The organism is Clostridium budayi, from assembly GCF_055396605.1.
The window spans coordinates 1,253,688-1,275,216 of record NZ_AP042456.1; the positions used below are offsets into that span (position 1 = coordinate 1,253,688).

22 protein-coding genes and 2 riboswitches are annotated in these 21,529 nt (G+C 27.1%); of the genes, 7 read left to right on the forward strand and 15 right to left on the reverse strand.

Annotated features, from left to right (window positions below; translation table 11 throughout):
- Nucleotides 1–26: 26 nt before the first annotated feature.
- The 3 genes from ACZ5TJ_RS05860 to ACZ5TJ_RS05870 are packed head-to-tail and all read right to left on the reverse strand — an operon-like array spanning nucleotide 27 to nucleotide 3,709.
- Nucleotides 27–1,160, reverse strand: coding sequence for a Ger(x)C family spore germination protein (locus tag ACZ5TJ_RS05860; protein WP_464201941.1), 1,134 nt, complete (start codon nucleotides 1,158–1,160; stop codon nucleotides 27–29).
- Nucleotides 1,138–2,235 (reverse strand): GerAB/ArcD/ProY family transporter, encoded by a 1,098-nt coding sequence (locus tag ACZ5TJ_RS05865; RefSeq protein WP_464201942.1) that lies wholly within the window; start codon nucleotides 2,233–2,235, stop codon nucleotides 1,138–1,140. The genes ACZ5TJ_RS05860 and ACZ5TJ_RS05865 overlap by 23 nt, the downstream gene beginning before the upstream one ends.
- On the reverse strand, nucleotides 2,219–3,709 hold the full coding sequence (locus ACZ5TJ_RS05870) for a spore germination protein (RefSeq protein ID WP_464201943.1): 1,491 nt from the start codon (nucleotides 3,707–3,709) through the stop codon (nucleotides 2,219–2,221). The genes ACZ5TJ_RS05865 and ACZ5TJ_RS05870 overlap by 17 nt, the downstream gene beginning before the upstream one ends.
- Nucleotides 3,710–3,960: 251 nt before the next feature.
- On the opposite strand from ACZ5TJ_RS05870, the gene ACZ5TJ_RS05875 reads away from it, so the two are divergent.
- Nucleotides 3,961–4,266 (forward strand): hypothetical protein, encoded by a 306-nt coding sequence (locus ACZ5TJ_RS05875; RefSeq protein WP_464201944.1) that lies wholly within the window; start codon nucleotides 3,961–3,963, stop codon nucleotides 4,264–4,266.
- A 30-nt stretch (nucleotides 4,267–4,296) separates the two neighbouring features.
- On the opposite strand, the gene ACZ5TJ_RS05880 is transcribed toward ACZ5TJ_RS05875, so the two are convergent.
- Nucleotides 4,297–5,088, reverse strand: a complete 792-nt coding sequence (locus ACZ5TJ_RS05880) for a Cof-type HAD-IIB family hydrolase (protein WP_464201946.1) — start codon at nucleotides 5,086–5,088, stop codon at nucleotides 4,297–4,299.
- A gap of 341 nt (nucleotides 5,089–5,429) precedes the next feature.
- Nucleotides 5,430–6,452: an IS6 family transposase gene (locus tag ACZ5TJ_RS05885; RefSeq protein ID WP_464198879.1), complete on the reverse strand. Its 1,023-nt coding sequence runs from the start codon at nucleotides 6,450–6,452 to the stop codon at nucleotides 5,430–5,432.
- A 124-nt stretch (nucleotides 6,453–6,576) separates the two neighbouring features.
- Between ACZ5TJ_RS05885 and ACZ5TJ_RS05890 the strand changes: the two genes are divergently transcribed.
- From ACZ5TJ_RS05890 to ACZ5TJ_RS05900, 3 genes are all read left to right on the forward strand, one after another.
- Nucleotides 6,577–8,079, forward strand: a complete 1,503-nt coding sequence (locus ACZ5TJ_RS05890) for a 2-isopropylmalate synthase (protein ID WP_464201947.1) — start codon at nucleotides 6,577–6,579, stop codon at nucleotides 8,077–8,079.
- A 65-nt stretch (nucleotides 8,080–8,144) separates the two neighbouring features.
- Nucleotides 8,145–8,224: riboswitch (glycine riboswitch) on the forward strand.
- Nucleotides 8,225–8,226: 2 nt separating this feature from the next.
- Nucleotides 8,227–8,323: riboswitch (glycine riboswitch) on the forward strand.
- A 76-nt stretch (nucleotides 8,324–8,399) separates the two neighbouring features.
- Entirely contained in the window at nucleotides 8,400–9,728 is a 1,329-nt protein-coding gene (locus ACZ5TJ_RS05895) for an alanine/glycine:cation symporter family protein (RefSeq protein ID WP_464201948.1), read from the forward strand.
- 218 nt (nucleotides 9,729–9,946) lie between these two features.
- A complete protein-coding gene (locus ACZ5TJ_RS05900; protein WP_464201950.1) occupies nucleotides 9,947–10,258 on the forward strand; it encodes a tetratricopeptide repeat protein in 312 nt (103 codons plus the stop codon).
- 94 nt (nucleotides 10,259–10,352) lie between these two features.
- Here the strand turns inward: ACZ5TJ_RS05900 and ACZ5TJ_RS05905 are convergent, their stop codons facing one another.
- On the reverse strand, nucleotides 10,353–10,625 hold the full coding sequence (locus tag ACZ5TJ_RS05905) for an acylphosphatase (protein ID WP_464201951.1): 273 nt from the start codon (nucleotides 10,623–10,625) through the stop codon (nucleotides 10,353–10,355).
- A 143-nt stretch (nucleotides 10,626–10,768) separates the two neighbouring features.
- On the opposite strand from ACZ5TJ_RS05905, the gene ndk reads away from it, so the two are divergent.
- Nucleotides 10,769–11,176, forward strand: a complete 408-nt coding sequence (ndk, locus tag ACZ5TJ_RS05910; protein WP_464201952.1) for a nucleoside-diphosphate kinase — start codon at nucleotides 10,769–10,771, stop codon at nucleotides 11,174–11,176.
- A 42-nt stretch (nucleotides 11,177–11,218) separates the two neighbouring features.
- Here the strand turns inward: ndk and ACZ5TJ_RS05915 are convergent, their stop codons facing one another.
- From ACZ5TJ_RS05915 to ACZ5TJ_RS05935, 5 genes are read right to left on the reverse strand one after another with little or no spacing between them, the layout of a single operon-like run.
- On the reverse strand, nucleotides 11,219–12,265 hold the full coding sequence (locus ACZ5TJ_RS05915) for an ABC transporter substrate-binding protein (protein WP_464201953.1): 1,047 nt from the start codon (nucleotides 12,263–12,265) through the stop codon (nucleotides 11,219–11,221).
- Between the two features lies 1 nt (nucleotide 12,266).
- Entirely contained in the window at nucleotides 12,267–13,049 is a 783-nt protein-coding gene (locus tag ACZ5TJ_RS05920) for an ABC transporter permease (RefSeq protein WP_464201954.1), read from the reverse strand.
- Nucleotides 13,043–13,882, reverse strand: a complete 840-nt coding sequence (locus ACZ5TJ_RS05925; RefSeq protein ID WP_464201955.1) for an ABC transporter permease — start codon at nucleotides 13,880–13,882, stop codon at nucleotides 13,043–13,045. The genes ACZ5TJ_RS05920 and ACZ5TJ_RS05925 overlap by 7 nt, the downstream gene beginning before the upstream one ends.
- Nucleotides 13,875–14,930 (reverse strand): spermidine/putrescine ABC transporter ATP-binding protein, encoded by a 1,056-nt coding sequence (potA, locus tag ACZ5TJ_RS05930; RefSeq protein ID WP_464201956.1) that lies wholly within the window; start codon nucleotides 14,928–14,930, stop codon nucleotides 13,875–13,877. Before potA ends, ACZ5TJ_RS05925 begins: the two co-directional genes overlap by 8 nt.
- 35 nt (nucleotides 14,931–14,965) lie before the next feature.
- A complete protein-coding gene (locus ACZ5TJ_RS05935; RefSeq protein ID WP_464201957.1) occupies nucleotides 14,966–15,505 on the reverse strand; it encodes a helix-turn-helix domain-containing protein in 540 nt (179 codons plus the stop codon).
- Nucleotides 15,506–15,902: 397 nt separating this feature from the next.
- On the opposite strand from ACZ5TJ_RS05935, the gene ACZ5TJ_RS05940 reads away from it, so the two are divergent.
- Nucleotides 15,903–16,994: a GNAT family N-acetyltransferase gene (locus tag ACZ5TJ_RS05940; protein ID WP_464201958.1), complete on the forward strand. Its 1,092-nt coding sequence runs from the start codon at nucleotides 15,903–15,905 to the stop codon at nucleotides 16,992–16,994.
- A 16-nt stretch (nucleotides 16,995–17,010) separates the two neighbouring features.
- On the opposite strand, the gene ACZ5TJ_RS05945 is transcribed toward ACZ5TJ_RS05940, so the two are convergent.
- Nucleotides 17,011–17,328 carry a hypothetical protein gene (locus ACZ5TJ_RS05945; protein ID WP_464201959.1) on the reverse strand — a complete coding sequence of 106 codons (318 nt, stop codon included), beginning with the start codon at nucleotides 17,326–17,328 and terminating at the stop codon, nucleotides 17,011–17,013.
- Entirely contained in the window at nucleotides 17,328–17,717 is a 390-nt protein-coding gene (locus ACZ5TJ_RS05950) for a YtxH domain-containing protein (RefSeq protein WP_464201961.1), read from the reverse strand. The genes ACZ5TJ_RS05945 and ACZ5TJ_RS05950 overlap by 1 nt, the downstream gene beginning before the upstream one ends.
- Before the next feature lie 228 nt (nucleotides 17,718–17,945).
- On the opposite strand from ACZ5TJ_RS05950, the gene ACZ5TJ_RS05955 reads away from it, so the two are divergent.
- The gene (locus ACZ5TJ_RS05955; RefSeq protein ID WP_464201962.1) at nucleotides 17,946–18,767 is read left to right on the forward strand and encodes a hypothetical protein; all 822 of its coding nucleotides are present in this window, start codon (nucleotides 17,946–17,948) and stop codon (nucleotides 18,765–18,767) included.
- Between the two features lie 237 nt (nucleotides 18,768–19,004).
- Here ACZ5TJ_RS05955 and ACZ5TJ_RS05960 read toward each other — a convergent pair whose 3' ends face one another.
- Both ACZ5TJ_RS05960 and ACZ5TJ_RS05965 read right to left on the reverse strand, forming a co-directional pair.
- On the reverse strand, nucleotides 19,005–20,303 hold the full coding sequence (locus tag ACZ5TJ_RS05960; protein ID WP_464201963.1) for an IS3 family transposase: 1,299 nt from the start codon (nucleotides 20,301–20,303) through the stop codon (nucleotides 19,005–19,007).
- A gap of 147 nt (nucleotides 20,304–20,450) precedes the next feature.
- Nucleotides 20,451–21,311, reverse strand: a complete 861-nt coding sequence (locus ACZ5TJ_RS05965) for an AraC family transcriptional regulator (protein ID WP_464201964.1) — start codon at nucleotides 21,309–21,311, stop codon at nucleotides 20,451–20,453.
- Nucleotides 21,312–21,529 lie beyond the last annotated feature (218 nt).

Sequence of the window (21,529 nt, forward strand, 5' to 3'; positions counted from 1 at the left end):
GAAATAAGGATGGCTTTAAGCCATCCTTATTCTAAATTAATATTACCAATTCCAAGCTTAGTAATTTTAAAGTTTACTGAAACATTTATATTAGATTTTAGAATTTCTTCATCCCAATCTGCAACAGTATTTCTGCCAAACTTAGATGCAGCTAGATTACCAAGATTAAGTAAATCTAATTCATAAGTAGTTTTCATTGAAGCTATAAAGTCTTCTATTCCAGTCTTTATATAATCGCTTATTTTCTTTTCAAGTTCAAGTTTTTGCTCAGGTGTAAAATCTGATGTATTTAAGTAATTATTATTTACTATCTTACCTTTAATATCGAGCTTTATATCAAAAGAAAATATATCTCCAGATTTTTCACACTTAATATGTCTTTTAAATATATTTTCGGTAGAAATAGTGTTGTTATTATCTTCAATATAAGTTAATAGAGCAGTTCCTTGAGGATTTCTTAATAAATTTAAATAAGTAATATTATCAAGATGGACAGAACCAACTAATTTACCTTTATCTAAAACAGAAAGAGAAGTAAGTTGTAGTTTACCATCAACTATATCTATGTTTGGAGCTAAAAATTTACGTCCTTCTCCGGTGTTTTCAATATAAGCATCACGTAAAGTTTCAGGCTTTGAAAAATAAGAAAATGAACTTAATGATTTAATTAAATTTTCTATATAGTGAGAAGAGGATGGATATCCTTCAACTTTAAAAGATAGTATATCTTTTGGATCTTGCGAAGTAGTTAAAACTAATCCTCTACTTGTAACTTGAGTATTATTTAATAATCCATCTAAAGGAACAGCTAAACCTGTTTCGCACAGTCTTCTAGAGAATATATATATTTTTTCTGATCCAAGTGAGAATTTTCTGCCTGAATGAGATTGTCTATCCATTCTTGCTTGTAGTGTTGTTTCTCCTTTAGAATCAATCAAATATGTACTAACAGAATTATCCTTAGTGAAGTTATATATTGACATAGGTACATGGTATATATTTCTATCTAAATCTTTAGTGACATCAAAACCAACACCAACAACAAAATCAACATCTTCAATATTTGTGAAAGAATAACTACTTAAAAATTTAGATACTAAAAAAGTTAATACAAAAAATAGCATTATAATTAAATAACTAAATAGAATCTTTTTTTTCATTAGAATTCCTCCTTAAGGTAACTATGAAAAGCATAATAATGTTGAAGAAGATAACAAGTGTTAAAGGCACAAATATTTTATTTACAAAAGAATCTAAAATAACTATATCTGTTAAAGGTCTTGTAGCAAAATAAAGGGGAACTGGAAGTATTAATAGGACTAAATACTTTAATTTGCCCCTCAATTTTTCTGGAATAAGATATATAAAATTAAAGAAGAAAATAGATGAATTTTTAAATGCATTAACTGATGATAAGACAATAAAAATAAATGAAAAATTATTTATAATAGGAACTTTAATAGATGAAATATAGTTAAGTAATGGGAAATAATATAGTGATAATGTTTCATACCCAAAGTAAGAAATACAAACAAATGTAATCCATGAAGTAATAAAAACTAAAATTAAAATAATACTTATTGCTATTTTTTTATAGTCTTGTTTATTTTTTAAGTAAGGAAGATAAATTGTAAAACATTCAAATCCTGCAAACATAAATATACCTGTATAAGAAGACTTTAATAACAATTTAGGGGAAGTATCCATAAGTATTGGGAATATATTTGATATAGAGGCATCTCTTAAATTTAAAAATAAAAGTAAATATATAAATATAATTATATATAATGAAATCTGACTTACCTTAAGTAGGGGTTCTATATCAAATAATGCAGCACAAATAACTCCTATTGAAGCAATTAAGAAAATCATTTGAAGTATATTATAATACCATACTATAGTGGAATTTATTATTAGAGAAATTGCAGCGTAGTGTATAGCACCATAGCAAAATAAAAATATAGCAAAAATAAAATTAAATATTGTTCCAAGAAACTTTCCAAGTAGTATATTATTTATAGCAAATATATTTTTACTAGGATATTTTTTATATACAAACCAGTATAAAGTAAAAAATATAATAGGATATATTGATGAAAAAAATGGTATAATCCAAGCGTTTTGATTAGTTTTAATTGCCATAACAGAAGGATAACGAATTTCAAGTAATATAAGAGTATATCCTGCAATTAAGCAAATAAATTGATTTGTACTTATTTCAAGCCTTTTTTTCATTATTTTTTTCACCACACTTTTTTATGTTAATAGTATTTAATCTAAGTTTTTCTTTTAACTTAAAAATAATTGGTCTTCTATATTGGCTGTTAAGTTTGGTTCTAATAAATGTATCTTTCATATCTTCGGCCTTAAATAAAATATAATCAACTCCAGAAACTTTAAGATTGCAAAGATAAACTAACAAGAAAAATTCTCCAGAAATTAAACCGAGTATTCCAAAAAAATTACATAGTATTAAAAAAGGAAATTTAATAATCCTAAGTGATAATGCCATTTGATAATTTGGTATTAAAAATGTACAAACTACAGAAATACCAACAACAAAAAGAGCAGGAGGTGAAACGATTCTTGATTGAATAGCAGCATCACCAATTATGATACCACTTACAATACTTAAAGTTTGACCAACCTTACTTGGAAGTCTTAAACCACCTTCTCTTAATAGCTCAATTATTAATTCCACTAAAAATATCTCAAGAAATGGCGAAAGCGGAATTCCTTGTCTAGATCTAGAAATAGGTTCTATATATTTATCTAATAAAAGGTCAGAATTAAATTTTGTAAGTATTATATAAACAGAAGGTAATGTAAGCAATACAAATGCTGCGAGAAATCTAAGAATTCTTGCAAAACATGCAATTATAGTACGCTCATTATAATCATCAGTGTTGTGAAAAAATTCTACAAGTACTGATGGTGTTGATAATGAATATGGACTACCTTCAACTAAAACAACGACTTTACCTTCCATCAATTTACCAACAGTACTCTCTACAGAGTCTGTAATAAAACTTTGAGGTACTATAGAATAAGGATGTTCTTCAGTATATTGTTGAAGACTTCCTATTGATTGAAGAGAATCAATATCTAATGCCGCAATTTTACTTACAACGTCATTATGAACGTTATCATTTGCTAAGTCTTTTATATGTAGTACATTAACATTTGTTTTACTACGTCTACCAATAACAAAATTTTCAACAACTAAGTTTTGATCTTTAACTCTACGTTTAATTGCTGACATATTCATTTCTAAAGATTCATTTAAATCTTCTTTAGCTGATGCTATTGAAGATGTTATAGATGGGGTGGAGGGAGAACGATATGTAAATGATGTTGTATCCATTAAAATAGCTTTATGAGAATCATCAAATATTAATAAAGTTTTACCTCCATCTATAGCTTCAACAATTTTAGGAAATGATGATTCAATAGTAGCGTTACTTACAGGAAGAGCTACTTTTAATAAGTAATCATATTTATCACAGCCTTCAGGAAATTCAACATTAAAGTTATACATTAAAGGAGTTAAAATATCCCTATTTATAATATCTTTATCAACAGTTGCATTTGAATATAATAAAGTAATATTTGTAGATTTAAATTTATCTATAAGTAACTCTTTAACGATAATAGTATCAGGACTTGATGTTATACTATCTATTATGCTTTTTACAAAGGAACTAGTCATTAAAATACCTCCAATATTAATAGTCATTAGAAATATTTTTTGCATAAAATATGATATTTATTCTTTAAAAAAGTAAAGATTCAAGAAAGATGCTATAATGGGATTTTTATAGAATATAAGTTAATAGAAAGGGTAAATATATTAATAGTTTTAAGGGAATAATTTGATTTAAAGTAAAAAATGATTATAATATAATAAGATATAAAAGAATTTAAAAGGGGTTGTTAGAAATTAATAATAGAGTGTTTAAAGTGATTTTACCAAGTATATTAATATTAGCATTTATAATTTTTGATTATATTAACCTTAGTTATAGCAAATATATTTTAGTAGGGTTATATGTATTATTTCCACTTATGTTTATAATTCAAGGAGCAATATATAAAAGTTTTAAAAGAGAACTAGTATTAGGAGTTTTATTATCTTCAATATCAGTTTTACTTTGCGATATTTTATATAATATGGGAACTGTATTGCCTCTTGTTTTAATCTATATAGTATTAGGTACTATAACATTTAATATTACTAAAAAATGTAGTTATAAAAAAGTATCATAGGGGTAGTTAAATCCCTATGATACTTTTTTATTATAATATACTCTTTATTACTTGAAGAACGCCATTTTCTTTATTACTTTTTGCTATAAAGTTTCCATGTGCTTTCATTTCATCTAATGCATCTTCCATAACATAGCTATAGTATGCTTGTCCAAGCATTTCAACATCGTTAAAATAATCCCCAAACACCATAGTTTCTTCTTTTGAAATATTTTTAAGTTTTTGAATTTTTGCAATTGCAGTACCTTTATTTACATCAATATTTGTTATGTCTGTCCAATATTCTCCTGCAACGACCATTTTTATCTTATCTTCAATTTCTAATAAATTTTCATGTATTATAGGATAAGAATGAGTTAAGGCACCATTCATATCACATATAGAAATTTTAAATATATCATCATTTATTTCATCATAAGAATTTACTATAGTTTTATTAAGATAGTATTTATCAATTTCTTTTTGAGTATTTAAATTACAAGGAAGTTGATAGAAGTTTTTAACACCACAAAATATAACACAAATATTTTCTATTTTTAAACAAGCGTTAGCTATTTTTTCTACTATAGTCTTATCCATTATTTCTAGTGAAGTAATCTTACCATCTTCAACTACCATAGCACCGTTATCTGAGATATAAGATATATCATCACAGATTGGTCCAAAATTTTTATATAATGTTTTGTAAGGACGTCCACTTGCAACAACAAATTCAATATTTTTTTCCTTAAGTTTCTCAAAGATATCAAAAAATTCCTCAGGAATCTTGCCTTCAGGTGTAAGTAATGTGCCGTCCATATCAGAAGCTATTAATTTTATCAAAATATCACCTTTTCCTATGTAGTTTAATATATTTTATAATAGCATATAAATATACTAATTAAAAATAAAATTAAATATACTTATAAAAATACTCTTTACTTAAAATATAATTAATGTTAATATATGTAAAAGTGATTAGGGGCTATTATTAAAAATATCACTTTTAAGTTAAATATAATATTTAGTTTGAATCTGTTAAGTTGTTATGAAAAAATAGCTTAATAAATCATAGATTTTCTCGTTCTTTGAAAATTATATAAGTTTGACTATATTTGCGCATGGCAAATAAACCTGCAAAATATAATTTTTCAAGCAGGTTAATCAAAGATATTCTTAATAAATTAAGCAGCTATAAACCAAGATTGCCTAGATAAATTATCACTAGAGAAGCCAGCGACTTCAGCGGGAGTAAGGTTATTTAACGACCCATGAATTCTTATAAAATTATAGTGAAATATAAACATAAAAATAAGATTATTAGCTTTTTCAAATGAGTTAAATCCTTTTTTGGACTTATACCAAGCTTTAAAAGTCTTATTAAAAGATTCTATAAGATTATTATTTATATCACTAGACATTGGCTTAACTGGTACATGTTTTGTTTCCGGTAATAGCGTAGCTATCGCTTCGTTATAAGCTGGCCATCTATCTGTAATTAGGTTAGAGGGTGAACCATATTTTTTAGCTTCATTGATCAGAGAAAAAGCAGAGCTTTCATTTCTATATCTACTTAAATGAAAAGATATTATAAATCGCGTTTCAGAGTCTATAACTAACCATAAATAATGTTTTACTCCGTTAATAAAAACAACAGTCTCATCAGCGTGCCAATCGTCAGATTGCAAATCTACTTGTTGTTTAAAGTTATCTGCTTTGAGTTTAAAGTATGGAGCAAATTTATTGCTCCAGTTAGCGATAGTTACATGAGACACTTTTATATTAAAGGTGTTCATAAGAAATTGAGATATAGCTCTAGTTGATGTATTGTTCAAGTAATATAATGTTAGTGCTGTAATAATAATTTGTAATGGGAATCGCATTCCTTTCATAGAAAGGGCCCCGGTAATAGCTTCGCTAGATGGTGAATCAATATTAAAATTATGATGTTGCACAATAATATGATTACATTTTTTATTATTACATTTATATCTATTATAGTGTTTGTAAGAATGATGTAAATAAGTTCCTTTATCACACTTTGGACACTTAGGATACTTCATTTTAGGAACTCCATCACCATCGCTAGCGATGAATTGGCGCTTACATTTTTTACATTGATATTTTTGATTAGCCTGTTTGTCAAAACCAAATTTATATAGTTTATTAGAGTGACAACGAGGGCATCTAATATTTGTTTTGTTCATTGTTTTCTCTCTCCTTTTCTAGGGGGTAATTTAGTCTTTGCAAACTTATTGTATTTCCTAAGGTTGAGAGAATCAATGTTCATATAACTTAACAGATCGTTTAGTTTAATAAGGGGGCAAAGTTATGAAAAGACAAATATATATATTTGACACAACGTTAAGAGATGGGGAGCAAACCCCAAAGGTAAGTTTAAATCCAGAAGAAAAACTTGAAATTGCAAAGCAGCTTGAAAGCTTAGGTGTTGATGTAATAGAAGCTGGATTTCCAATGGCATCGAATGGTGATTTTGAAGGAGTTAAGCTTATAGCAGAAAACATAAAAAATTCAACAATAAATGCTCTTGCAAGAGCAAATAAAAAAGATATTGATAGAGCCTATGAAGCTATAAAGGCAGCTAATAAAAAAAGGATTCATATTTTTATTGCAACATCTGAATTGCATATGAAGTATAAGCTTAAAATGACTAGAGAAGAAGTTATAGATAAAGTTAAAACTATGGTTAAGTATGCAAAAGGATTAGTAGATGATGTTGAATTTTCACCGGAAGATGGCTCAAGAAGTGACAGGGAATTTTTATACAAAGTTCTAGAAACAGCAATAGAAAATGGAGCAACTGTATTAAATATTCCAGATACAGTTGGATATTCAACTCCAAAAGAATTTGGTGAATTAATTAAGGGAATAAAAGAAAATGTAAAAGGAATAGAAAATGTAATTATAAGTGTACATTGTCATAATGATTTAGGGCTTGCTGTTGCAAATTCACTAGAAGCAGTAGAAAATGGTGCAACACAAGTTGAGTGTGCAATAAATGGTCTTGGTGAAAGAGCAGGTAATACGGCTTTAGAAGAGATTGTAATGGCTCTTAAAACAAGAGGAGATATTTATAATGTTTATACTAATATAAAAACAGAAAATATATATAGAGTATCATCAATAGTGTCACATTTTTCAGGAGTAAATGTTCAACCAAATAAAGCAATAGTAGGAAAGAATGCATTTTTACATGAATCTGGAATACATCAACATGGTGTATTAGAAAATAGGGAAACTTATGAAATTATGACACCAGAATCAGTAGGGTTTAAGACAAGTAATATGATACTTGGTAAACATTCAGGAAGACATGCTTTTGAAGAAAGAGTTAAAGAACTTGGATGTAATTTAGATAATGAAAAGTTAAATGAAGCATTTAAAAAGTTTAAAGATTTAGCTGATAAGAAAAAGGAAGTTTCAGATAAGGACATTGAAGCATTAATTTATCATGGAACTGTAAACGTAGAAGATAAATATAAGCTTATTAACTTTAATGTAACTACTTGCAATAAGATGAGCTCAACTGCAACAGTTAATATAAATTATGATGGAAAGAACATAGAGGAAGCAGCCTGCGGTGATGGTCCTGTAAATGCTCTTTATAATGCAGTAGAGAGAGCTATAAATAAGAAATTAGTATTAAAAGATTATAATATTAATGCAATTACAAGTGGTGCAGATGCATTAGGGGAAGTTATAGTAAAGCTTTCTTATGATGATAAAAATGTAATTGGTAGAAGCGTAAGCACTAATGTAATAGAAGCTAGTATAATGGCATATATGAATGCTATTAACAAAATCGTAAATTAATTGACATAAAAACTTGATTTTAGATAAGTTTATTTGTATAATAAAAAGAAAATTAGATAGTTCGGATGAAGATAGTGGGAGAGTGATTAATTTATTAATCCACCGAAGAGGGAAATCTTTCAGGTATTAGGACCGCTATTGGACGAGCCTCTGGAGAGACCTAAAGAGTTTACTTTAGGCACCGAAGGAGCAAGGCATATAAATTAATTTATATGTTGAAACTCTCAGGTAAAAGGGACAGGGGATTTTTTGAAGCTAATAGTGTAATTTTAGCTTTATTTAATCTCCTCCAAATTATAATATTTAGGAGGATTTTTTTTATGGAAAAATTTTTAACACAACTGGATGCCATTGTATGGGGTCCGCCACTTTTAATTTTACTTTTAGGTACAGGTTTATATTTAACTATTAAACTTAAGTGTCTTCAAGTAACTAAATTACCAAAAGCATTAAGTTTTCTATTTAAGGATGAGGAAGATGGAAAAGGTGATGTTTCAAGCTTTGGTGCATTATGTACAGCATTATCTGCAACTATAGGTACAGGAAATATTGTTGGGGTTGCAACAGCTATTAAAGCTGGTGGTCCTGGTGCATTATTTTGGATGTGGATTGCAGCATTTTTTGGAATGGCAACAAAATACGCAGAAGGTGTACTTGCGATTAAGTATAGAGAGTTTGATGAAAATGGTAGAGTAAAAGGAGGACCTATGTATTATATACAAAATGGTATGAATAACAGGGTTCTTGCAAAAATATTTGCATTATTTGGAGTATTAGTTGCATTATTTGGAATTGGCACCTTTGCTCAAGTTAAATCAATAACAGAAGCGGCAAATACTAGCTTTAATGTTCCTGTAATAGTTACTGCAATTGTAGTTACTATACTAGTTGCAGCGGTAACTTTAGGGGGAATAGAAAGAATATCTAAAGTATCAGAAATGATAGTACCTTTTATGGCAGCTCTTTATATTTTTGGTGTAATTATAGTTATAATATTTAATTTTAAACAAGTTCCAAATGCAATTATGTTAATAATAGAAGGTGCATTTAATCCAAAAGCAGTATTTGGAGGAGCAACTGGAATTACAATTATGATGGTAATTCAAAGAGGAATAAGTAGAGGGGTTTTCTCAAATGAATCTGGACTTGGAAGTGCTCCTATTGCAGCAGCTGCTGCTAAAACAAATGAACCTGTAAGACAAGGTTTAATATCTATGACAGGTACTTTCTTTGATACAATAGTAATATGTACAATGACAGGTATAGTAATAGTTTTAACAGGTTTATATAATTCACCATTAGATGGGTCAGTACTTACAACTGCAGCATTTGAAGTTGGATTCCCAATAGCCATAATTGGAAAATATATAGTTAACATAGGACTTATGTTCTTTGCATTTACAACTATATTAGGATGGAATTACTATGGTGAAAAGTGTATAGAATATTTAATAAATGAAAAAGCAATAATACCATTTAAAATAATTTATATAGTACTTGTAGCAATAGGTGCATTTATATCATTAGATGTAATTTTTATATCAGCAGATATAGTAAATGGACTTATGGCCATACCTAATTTAATTGCAATAATAGCATTAAGGAAGGTAATATTTAATGAAACAAACAATTTCTTTAAAAAATTATAATATAGAAATATATATAAAGATAGGTTTAGTATTTTAACTAATCCTATCTTTTTTGTATTGAAAATAGTTAATTATTTATTATGAAATATCATAAGATGAATGTATTTAAAGAATATGGTCAAAAGTGTAATAAGATGATATAATTAAAAAATATTTTAATAAGTTAAAAATGAAAAGATATATATAGAAAAATAAAAAAAGATAAGGGCAGATGTAAAATGAGAAAAAGGGAGATATTAGTTGCTGTGGCATTAGTAGGAGCAATATTAGTTGGATTAATTGGAATAAATAATATTGAAGATAATAGAACTAAAAATTCTAGAACTAATGCTTTGATTCAAGAGGGTTTAGCAAAAATTGAAGATAATAAGCTTGAAGAGGCTATACAAATATTTGACAGAGTGCTTAAGGTAGATCCTAATAATAAAGAAGCAATGGAACTTAGACAAACTACTCAAAATACAATAAGTTTATTAGATTCTAATGACAAAGAAGAATATAAAATGATAAAGGAATCATTTGGAAATTAAAAATACTTTGAGTGTTTTTGTATGCAAACTGTATAAATTTAAGATTATAAGAATTAAAAAGATAGGTTTAGCATTTTAGCCAAACCTATCTTTTTTAATATTTCATTTTAAATTTATGTTCTGATGGAATTATATCTGCTTTATCTATATTAATACCTAAAACATGTGAAAATCTATTACCTTCTTTTAATAGTATAGTAAACTCTTCTAAGTTTTCCTTAGATCCTTGTGCTTCTAAATAAACATCTCCGTTATCTAAGTTTTTAACAAATCCAGTTAAATTAAATCTTGATGCTAGAGAACAAACAAAGTACCTAAATCCAACCCCCTGAACATGACCATTAATTAAGACTTTAATCCTATACATAAAACTCACCTCTCAAAATAATTATAACATAGGGAATAAAGCAAAAAAATGTAAAACAAAAATAATGTAAATATTCTGAAAATTATTGAAAATGAAAAAAGAGTAGTTTAAAATTATAAAAAAGGGAATATGTGGAGGGTGACATGGAGAAAAGTTTAGTTTTAATAAAACCAGATGGTGTTGAAAAAAGATTAATAGGAAAGATAATCAAAATGTATGAAGAGGATGGGCTTAAAATATCAGAGCTTAAAATGCTTAAAGTTTCAAAGGAATTAGGAATGAAGCATTATGAAGAACATAAAGATAAGGAATTCTTTAATAAGCTTATAAATTATATAACTAGGGGTCCTGTATGTGCAATGATTTTAGAAGGAGAGAATGCCATTAATAGAGTTAGAAAAATTAACGGAGCAACAAATCCAAAAGTAGCAGAGAAAGGAACTATTAGATATCTTTATGCTGATAATATGACAGAAAATTGTGTGCATGCTTCAGATTCAAATGAGAGTGCAATAAGAGAATGTAAGCTATGGTTTGATGAATACAAATAAATTAAAAAATGCTAAGATAGCAATTTATCTTAGCATTTTTATTTATGAAAATATTCTTATCCATTCATCGTTATATAATTTTAATGTTTCCTTATTTAGATCAGTAAACACTTGACATTTACTTAGTTCTTCTTTAGTTGGATATTGTTCTTTTATTTCTTCAGGTAACATTTCAAAAGTTTTTGTATTTGGAGTTTGGTAACCTATATACTCAACATTTTGAAGTGCATTTTCAGGATCACATAAGAAGTTAATAAACATTTCAGCTTCTTTTTTATGTTTAGCTCCTTTTGGAATAACTAATGCATCGAACCATTCATTAGAACCTTCCTTTGGTATTACATATTTAATATCTGGATTTTCACTTGTTATAACAGCTGCATCTCCAGACCATACTGGTGCAACAGCAGCTTCACCACTTACCATAGCATCTTTAACTTCATCAACCATGTAAGCTTGAACTAAAGGTTTTTCTTCAATTAGAGCGTCAGCAGCTTGTTTAATTTGTTCAGGATTTTCTGAATTCATAGAATATCCTAATTTTTTTAGTGCTATTGCCATAGCATCTCTAACTGAGTTAAACATAATTATTTGATCTTTGTAATCTTTATCCCAAAGAATATTCCAGCTATCAACTGGTTTCTTTACCATTTTTGTATTATAAACTATACCAATTGTACCCCACATATATGGAACTGAATATTCATCCTTTGGATCGTATGAAAGATGTTTAAACTCTTTTCCTATATATTTGTAATTTGGTATATTATTAAAATCTATTTTTTCTACTAAGTTTTCTTTAATCATTTTTTCGATCATGTAATCTGATGGAATAACTAAGTCATAATTACTTGAGCCATCTTTAATTTTAGCGTACATAATTTCGTTAGTATCATAAGTACTATAATTAACTTTAATTCCAGTTTCTTTTTCAAATTTATCTATTAGGCTAGGATCTATGTAATCACCCCAGTTATATAAATTTAAAACTTTTGTATTAGGATTGCTAGCTTTAGAGCATCCTGAAAAAAGAGATACTGTTAATACTATTACGATAGATAATGCACTTAATAACCTAAATCTTTTCATATTAGTTCACCTCTTGATTTCTTTTTTTGTTAACTATTAATAGAAGTGATAATACTACAACAAACATTATTGTTGAAAGAGCATTAATCTCTGGTTTAATACCACGTCTTGCCATAGAGTAAATTTCTATAGAAAGATTTGTAACTCCAGGACCTGTTGTAAAGAAACTTATTACAAAGTCATCAATTGACATTGTAAGTGCCATTAAAAATCCTGCAAATATTCCAGGCTTTATTTGAGGTATAACAACCTTTCTTAAAGCATATAAAGGAGTAGCACCAAGGTCCATAGCAGCTTCAATAGTATTATCAGGAAGCTGTCTAAGCTTTGGAAGTACTGAAAGTATTACATATGGAATATCAAATGATATATGAGCTAAAAGCATTGTATTAAAACCAAAAGTGAATTTTAAGAATATGAATAAACTCATTAATGCAATACCTGTAACTATATCAGGGTTTATAATAGGTAAATTATTAACACTTAATAAAAGTGATTTTCTTTTACCTCTCATATTATGAATACCAATAGCTGTTATTGTTCCGATAATAGTAGCTATTATTGATGCTATTAAAGCTATTAATATTGTGTAATATAAAGCTTCCATTAAGGAATCATTTTGAAATAATTCACCATACCACTTTAATGTGAATCCATGCCAACTACCCATTGACTTTGAATCATTAAATGAAAACACTATTAAAGTAACTATTGGAGCATATAAAAATATAAAAATTATCGCTAAATAAAATCTTTTTATAAAATTTTCAAATCTACTTACCATAAACGACCACCACCTTCAGTTTGTTCGCCATCGAATCTTGACATTACAGCCATAGATATTAATATTAAAATCATAAGTATTATAGCTAGTGCTGAACCAAAATGCCAATCACTTAAAGTAGTGAATTGTTGTTCTATAACATTACCAATTAACATATCTTTTCCGCCACCTAGAAGTCTTGGAATTACGAATGTTGATACAGCTGGCATAAATACCATAGTAATTCCTGAAATAACACCAGGTATACTTAATGGAAAAATTACTTTAGCAAATATTTGTTTTTTATTTGCACCAAGGTCAGAAGCTGCATTTATTAAGTTTGTATCTATTTTTGATAAAACAGTATAAATAGGTAATATCATAAATGGTAAGAAGTTATATATCATACCAAGCATTATAGCACCATTTGTATAAAGGAATTGGATTGGCTCTATACCGAAAATTCCAAGGAAGTTATTCACAATACCATTCTTACCTAGTATAGGAAGCCATGCGTATGTTCTTAATAAGAAATTCATCCACATAGGTAGTATAAATAACATAATTACTAAATTACGTTTATTTTCTGGCATCTTTGATACTATATAAGCTACTGGATATCCAATTAAAAGACAAACAACAGTAGATAATATAGCTAAAAGTAAAGAACGTCCAAATATTTTAAAATATAAAGGATGCATAAGTCTTTGGAAATTTTCAAGTGAAAATTTATATCCTGTATCTGTGTCTATAGTTAAACTAAAAAATAATATCATAAGAAGTGGAACAATAATAAATATTGCACTCCAAATTATATAAGGATAAGCTGCTAGGCTTCTTTTATTTTTATTCATCGCAAGTCACCTTATTCATTACATGTATATCTTCAGGATAAATATCAAGTCCAATTATAGAACCAACTTCTGCTGATTTTGTATTATGGATTATCCAATTTTTATTGCAATTTTCTAGTTTAACTTCTATTTCATAATGAACTCCTTTAAAGACAACAGATAAAACCTTTCCGTTTAACATTCCGCTTTCTTTTGAGACCATTTTGATATCTTCAGGTCTTACTACTATATCAACAGGTTCATTTTTATTAAATCCTTTATCAACGCTCTCAAATATATGACCACAGAATTCAGTTTTATAATCTTCAAGCATTATACCATCAACTATATTACTTTCTCCTATAAAATCGGCAACGAAAGCATTTGCAGGTTCATTATATATATCTTGAGGTGATCCCATTTGTTGTATAAGTCCTTTATTCATAACTACGATAGTATCTGACATTGTAAGTGCTTCTTCTTGATCGTGCGTTACAAATATAAAAGTAATACCAAGTCTTTGTTGGATCTTTTTAAGTTCTATTTGCATTTCTTTTCTAAGCTTTAAGTCTAAGGCACCTAAAGGTTCATCAAGAAGTAAAACTTCAGGTTCATTAACTAGAGCTCTAGCTATTGCAACCCTTTGTTGTTGACCACCACTTAAAGAATCTATACTTCTTTTTTCAAAACCACTAAGGGCAACCATTTTAAGCATTTCAGTAACTTTTTTATCAATTTCTTCTTTAGAAACTTTTTTTATTTTTAATCCAAATGCTATATTGTCATAAACGTTCATATGAGGAAATAGAGCATATTTTTGGAATACAGTGTTTACCGGTCTTTTGTGAGAAGGAAGTGTTGCCATATCTTTATCATCAAACATAACCTTTCCGCTATCTGCAGTTTCGAATCCTGCAATTATTTTTAGTGTAGTAGTTTTACCACATCCACTTGGTCCTAAAAGAGTTAAGAACTCATTCTTCTTTATATTAAGATGAAGGTCTTTTAAAACCTCATTATCTCCATACTTCTTACTTATACCTTTTAACATTAGAATGTTATCATTCATAATAAACACCTCTTTCTAGAATTTAAATTTATTAATTAAAATGATGGGGGAGTGCTTATCCATATTATCTTAGCAACTGTCTTTCCGGGATTTGACACATAATGATTGGATCTTGGTTTGAAATAGAAACTTTCACCTTTCTTTACTTTATATACTTCATCTCCAAGATGCAGTAAAATGCTTCCATTTAAAACAAAACCGAATTCTTCTCCCTCGTGAGGTTCTTCCTCTATGTATCTACCATTAGGTTTAAGTGTTAACATAATAGGTTCCATATCATTTTTTTGAGCACTTGGAACTAACCATTTTAAACTATATCTTAATTCCTCATCTTCAGTTTCGAACATATCATCACTTTTATATGTGATCCTTTCTTCACTTTTTTCACTGAAAAATTCAGTTAAATTAGTACCTAATATTTCAAGTATATCTACTAAGGTAGCTATAGATGGAGAAGTTAAATCATTTTCTACTTGTGAAATAAAACCTTTTGATAATTCACATCTATTTGCAAGTTCTTCTTGAGTAAGTCCCTTTGCGACTCTAAGACTTCTAATTTTATCTCCGATTTCCAATATTCACACCACCAATTCTTTTAAAGTGTAATTTTACTAAACATAAAGTTTAAAATTACTAAACAAACAAAACTAATTATAAATAGTATATGCAAAAAAATCAATATATTTCTAAAAAAAAAAATAAAAAAATTATATGTAAGACATTATAGGGTGGGGGGTGTGGAGAAGTTAGATAAAAAAAGTTTAATAAAAAAGGTCAAAAAGTTTAGTAATACTAAATATTAAAAATTAATTAAGAAAATTGAAAAATATTAAATTTCTATAAAATTCCAATTAGATAATATTATAGAAAAATTTTTACTTATATATATAAAATCTTTAAAGTTTGATATAATTAATATAATGTAAATAGAAAGAAAATAGATGGAAGGGTCAAACATAAAACAAGGTGGTTATGATGAAATTAAGTGATGGATTATATAGGAGAAATGGAAAGAAAGTTTATATAAAACAACCTGAATACGAAGAACTTGAATTTGTATCTAGTTTATGGAAAGATGAAGAAACTATGAAAGATATCGGAGGAGTTTTTAATTTTTCGAGAAATAAGTGGGAAATGTTCTATAAAAAGATGGTTAATCCAACAGATGGAAAAAATTTTTACTGCCTAGTATATACTAATAAAGATATTCCAATAGGTGAAGTTAGTTTTCATGGATATGACTCTGCAACAAAAATTGCAAGATTTAATGTAAAGATTCATTCAAAGTATAGAAATAAAGGTTATGGAGAAGAAGCAATTAGACTTTTACTTGAATATTTCTTTTTAGAATTTGGTGGAGATATATTAATGGATAAGGTTTTAACTGAAGCTGGAGAGAGGATTGCTCAAAAAATAGGTTTTGAAGAAGTTAAAACATTTAATAATGATAATACTATGAGAATATCAAAAGAAGATTTTTTAAATTTTGATAAATGTTATAAAGCCAATATAGGAATGCTTATGATAAATGACATGAACGTTTTAGATTTTACTATGGCTAAAGAGTTATTTGAAAAAGCAAATGAAATTTTAGGACAAGATATTTTTAATGTATATGGTATTTCAATTGATAAAAGTATAGAGGTAAGTAGAGGATTAAAGTTAAATATTGAATTAGAAAACAATAATAAAACTCCAAATGTATTAATAATACCTGGCGGAAAAGGAATAATTTCAAGAGACAAGGGTGAGCAAGTTATTAATCATATAATAAATTACTATAATGATTGTGATTTTATTTGTGCTACTAATGAGGGAATATGTTATCTTGCACATTGTAAAAAGCTAGATGGAGTTGTTGTACCAAAAGGTAATTGGATTGATGAGTTAAAAGATAGAAAAGAAGACTTTAGAGTAGTAAAGAGAAATTATACAGATAATGGTAAGCTAATGTTAAGTTCAAATTTAATGGGAAGTCTAGAATTATATTTAAATTTAATTAAGAAAATTGGTGGAAATGATTTAGAAGATAAATTATTTGAAGAAATAGGATTAAAAAAATAAGTGGAGTTTTCTCCACTTATTTTTTTAGAAAAACACTTGAAATTATAGAAGCAATTTCTTTTAAAGTGCTAAGTTGATTTGATAAGTTTTCCTTAACTACAATTGCATCAGCAGTAGCTTCAGTTGCTACATCACTTATATCTTTAACATTTTCTGATATTCCCTTAACATTTGTAAGAGTTGTATCTAAATTATTTTTATTCTCATCTAAAAGGGTATCAACTTTAGTTAAAACATTTAATAATTTTAATAGACAAAGTATTAAAACTACTAAAGCAAATGCACCAAGTAAAGCAACTATAATCCAAAATAAATCAGCTATATTTATATACATTATTTAGTTTCCTCTATTATTTCAGTATTTTTATCTTCTATAGTTAAGTCTTTATTTTCTTCAGCATTTTCGATAATTTTATCTTCTTTTATAGATTTATTTTTATTATCTAAATATTCCTTGATTTTTGATTTAGCTTCTAAGTAGTTATTTCTACAGTTTAAAGTTGCTGTATTTGCTTTAGTTTTAACTTTTTCATTTACATCTTTAGCAACTTCTTTCATATCAGCTCTTAATTCTTTTCCAGCCTTAGGAGCAAATAGTACTGCACATGCTGCACCAACTGTAGCACCAATTGTAAGTCCAGTAGCCACATGTTTTGCTGTTTTTCTCTTACAAGCTCTAGCTTTTGCTTTTCTCTTTTCTTCAATTAATTTTGATAAATTCATACAATAACCTCCTAAAATTCTAAAAATATGATATATTTCTTATGAATAGTATACTAGAATAAAATATAGTAAACAAGCTAATAAATTATAATTATAATAAAGTTTACATAAGGACTATTAAGTTTAAACATATACAATTTGTTAACTTAACTATTCCATAAATATAAGCTGTGGTGTAAAATTGAGGTAGGGAAATTATATTTTTATATAGACATTTAGGAGGGAGTTATGGGAAAAAAGAAAGGAAAGTACATAAGTATTATTACTATAGTAATTTTAATAATACTAATACCTATGGTAGCTTATAATTATTTTGGTCAAGGTAGAAAGGAAATAGGAATAGCAAATAGATTTATAAAAAGCTTAACGAAAAAAGATATTATAGAAGAAAATTCTAAAGAAATTAAATTTAAATTAAAAGAAAAGAGTGGAACAGAAAAGGAAGAGGGGATCTATTCTTTAGTTAGTGATGATTATAGAGTAGATTTAGATAAAAATAAAAACATTATTAGTTTTATATCCAATAATAAAAATAGTAAGAAAATAAATATTACTCCAGAGAAAGCTAAAGAATTAGCAATGAAATATGTAGATGAAATGTTTGAGGGAGAATATAAAATTGATGAAATAAGCAAAGAGGATAAAGATAGCAATTCATATTATTCAGTAGTTTTTTCAAAATATGAAGATGGATATCCATATTATTTAGAAAAATTAATTATCAATATAAACAAAGAAGATGGAAAATTGCAAGGATGCATAAATAAAACTCAAAATTTATCACATAAGAAAATTGATATAAATATATCAGAAAAAGAAGCAGAAGAAATAGCTATTAATTCTTTTAATAAATTGAATAAAGATGGAAAGATAATAAATAAGCCTTATTTAGCTTTTTATAATAATAAAGAAGATGAAGGTGAAAATGAACTTTGTTATATAATTGAAATAGCTAATAAAAGTGAAAAGAATGTATATTTTATTTCTTCAATAAATGGAGATGTAAAAAATTCTTTTAGTAATATAATCGAAAAAACAAAAGTAAAATAAAATTATAAAATTAAATTGGAAGTTTAGATGAAACTATTATAAATAACGGTATGAGAATTATGTAAAGATTATAAATATTGTGGATTAGTTAGGACTTAGAATAAATTAACTTGAGGGCATGATGTTTATTATGTTAAAGAATAAACTAAAAGCAGTTGAAATATAGCTAAGTTTTAAAAAAAGAGGATAATTTAAATTAAAGTGGTCCCTATGTCAAGGACATTTTAAAAAAGAGAGTTAAGATGCTAAAAGCTGATTTCTGTATTGAACAGGAGTCAGCTTTTTTAAATTCCATTGACAACGATCATTATTATAATAATCAATATAATCATCTATAACTAATTGTAATTCTTCTAGGCTAGAGCAACATTTGTAATTAATTTCATCTTTCATGTGTCCAAAAAATGATTCCTGCGGAGCATTATCCCAGCAATTTCCGCGCCTGGACATAGATTGTCCAAGATTTTTAGATTTCAAAAGTTTTTGAAATGTTGGGCTTGTATAATGACTACCTTGATCTGAATGGATAAAGGCATCTTCGACTAATTTTACCTTAGAATTTGTAACAATATCTAAAGTTATCCTATCTGATAAATTATAAGCTAATATCTCATTTGTTGAAGCATCTTTGATGGTAGACAAATAAGCCATATTAGAATTTGAATATGGCAAATATGTAATGTCTGTAAGTAATACCTTACCTGGCACTTTTTGCTTAAAGTTCCTATTGAGTAAATTTAGAACTACAGTATGTTCCTTTGTAGCTTTAGCTATACGCTTATACGGATTAGGTTTTCTAATTGGACAAATTATATTAAATTTTCTCATTATCCTTTGTATACGCTTTCTGCTATAAATAATATTGAATCTTTCTTTTAAGATCATTTTAATAGATCTTGATCCCTTTTTATATACTCTATAATTGAAAGCCTCTAAAACATTATTTTTAATTATTTCATCTTGCTTTTCACGATTTTTACGATTATTTTTAGACTTTAAATAATTATAGTAACCGGAACGTGAAACATTTGCCACATTGCATAATTGTTTAATTAAATTTCCTAAAGGTAATTTGTTAGCTAGTGACTCTATTAGTCTAAATGCTTGTGCTGCTATTACTTTACTTTTTTTCACCTGCCTTTCTTGCAGCTCTAATTTTTTTAATAATTCTATCTCAGCCTTTAGATATTCAATTTCAGCATTTTGTCTTGATATTATTTCATCTTTAGTAATTTTACGCTTACGCGGACGCCCGCAATTATTCCTTCTAGTATCATCTAATCCTAATACTCCATTATCCTTATATGCTTTTCTCCATCTTGATCCTGCACAATCTACGCGACGCATCCCAATAATATCTACATCAAATCCAGCTTCTTCAAAGATAACTCTTGAAGTCTTGCCTTTACTAGATTCAGCAATGAAATGTATTTTAAATTCATTGGTATAGGTTATTGATTTTTCACTTACCTTATTAACATATTTATTCTTTGATAATTTAACTATTTCATCCTTTGAAAATCTTATTTTACTCATAACTAATCCACCTCATAAATTTATTGTACAAAAAAAGAACCTATATAGATAGACTCTTTTTTATAAGTGTCCATCTTATAGGTTCCAGTTTAAAAAGTTATCCTCTTTTTTTATATTTAAAGATAATAATATCGGTAAATTTTTTATCTATATTTCTGATATTTTGTTTAGATAATTTTTTCTCCAATTAGATGGAGATTGATTATATTTTTTCTTAAATGCTACTGAAAAGTTGAATTGACTAGAATACCCAAGTAATTCAGAAATGGAGCTAATGGATAAAGTTTTATCTTTTAGTAAATTACATGCATGCAACATTTTATATTCAATTAAAAATTCTTGTGGTGTTACATTCATATGCTTTTTAAAAATACGAGAAAAATATGATTTGCTTAAATTACATCTTCTAGCAATATCCTCAACGGAAATATTCTGATTATAATTAAGTTCAATAAAATTCAACGCTTCACGAATATAGAATTTGTTTAAATCATCCATTTTATTTAAAGTACTATTTATTGAATATTCGATTAAAGAGTTAACAAATAAATATAGGTATCCTATTATAAAGCTTGGATTTTTTTTAGGATGATTAATGATACACTTCATTTGTTTAATAATTTCAATGGATTGATCTTTTTCTTTAGTTTTAAAGATTGGATTGTCAACATTTAATCCTGCTTCTTTCATATATGTTTTTGCTTTTAAGCCATTAAATTCAATCCATATATAATGCCAAGGATTATGTTCATCAGATTCATAAGAACAAATAGCATTTGGACAAATTAAAAAACCTTCTCCTGAAGAAACTTCATAATACGTTTTTTTCAATGTCTTAGAATCTACTGAAAAAAATTTACCTTTTCCGGATAGTACATAATGAAATAAATAATTATTTCTAACTGTTGGATCTATTGAATGCAATGGATCACATTCTTCTGAGCCAAATTGTATTGGCTTTAAATCAATATAATTTTCATTATTAAAAATGGTTTTGAATTTAGACATAAACTAACCTCGCAACATATGATGAATTTACAAAATATATTGTAATTTGAAAAAAAGTACAAATATTAATATATTTAAGAATAATAATAACATGTTTTAATAACGTTTACAATGTTAATATTATATATATATTAACTAAACTACAAAAAATTTACATTTTATTAATTAAATTGAAGTTATAGAATCTGTTAATTTGTTATAAAAAATATCTTAACCAT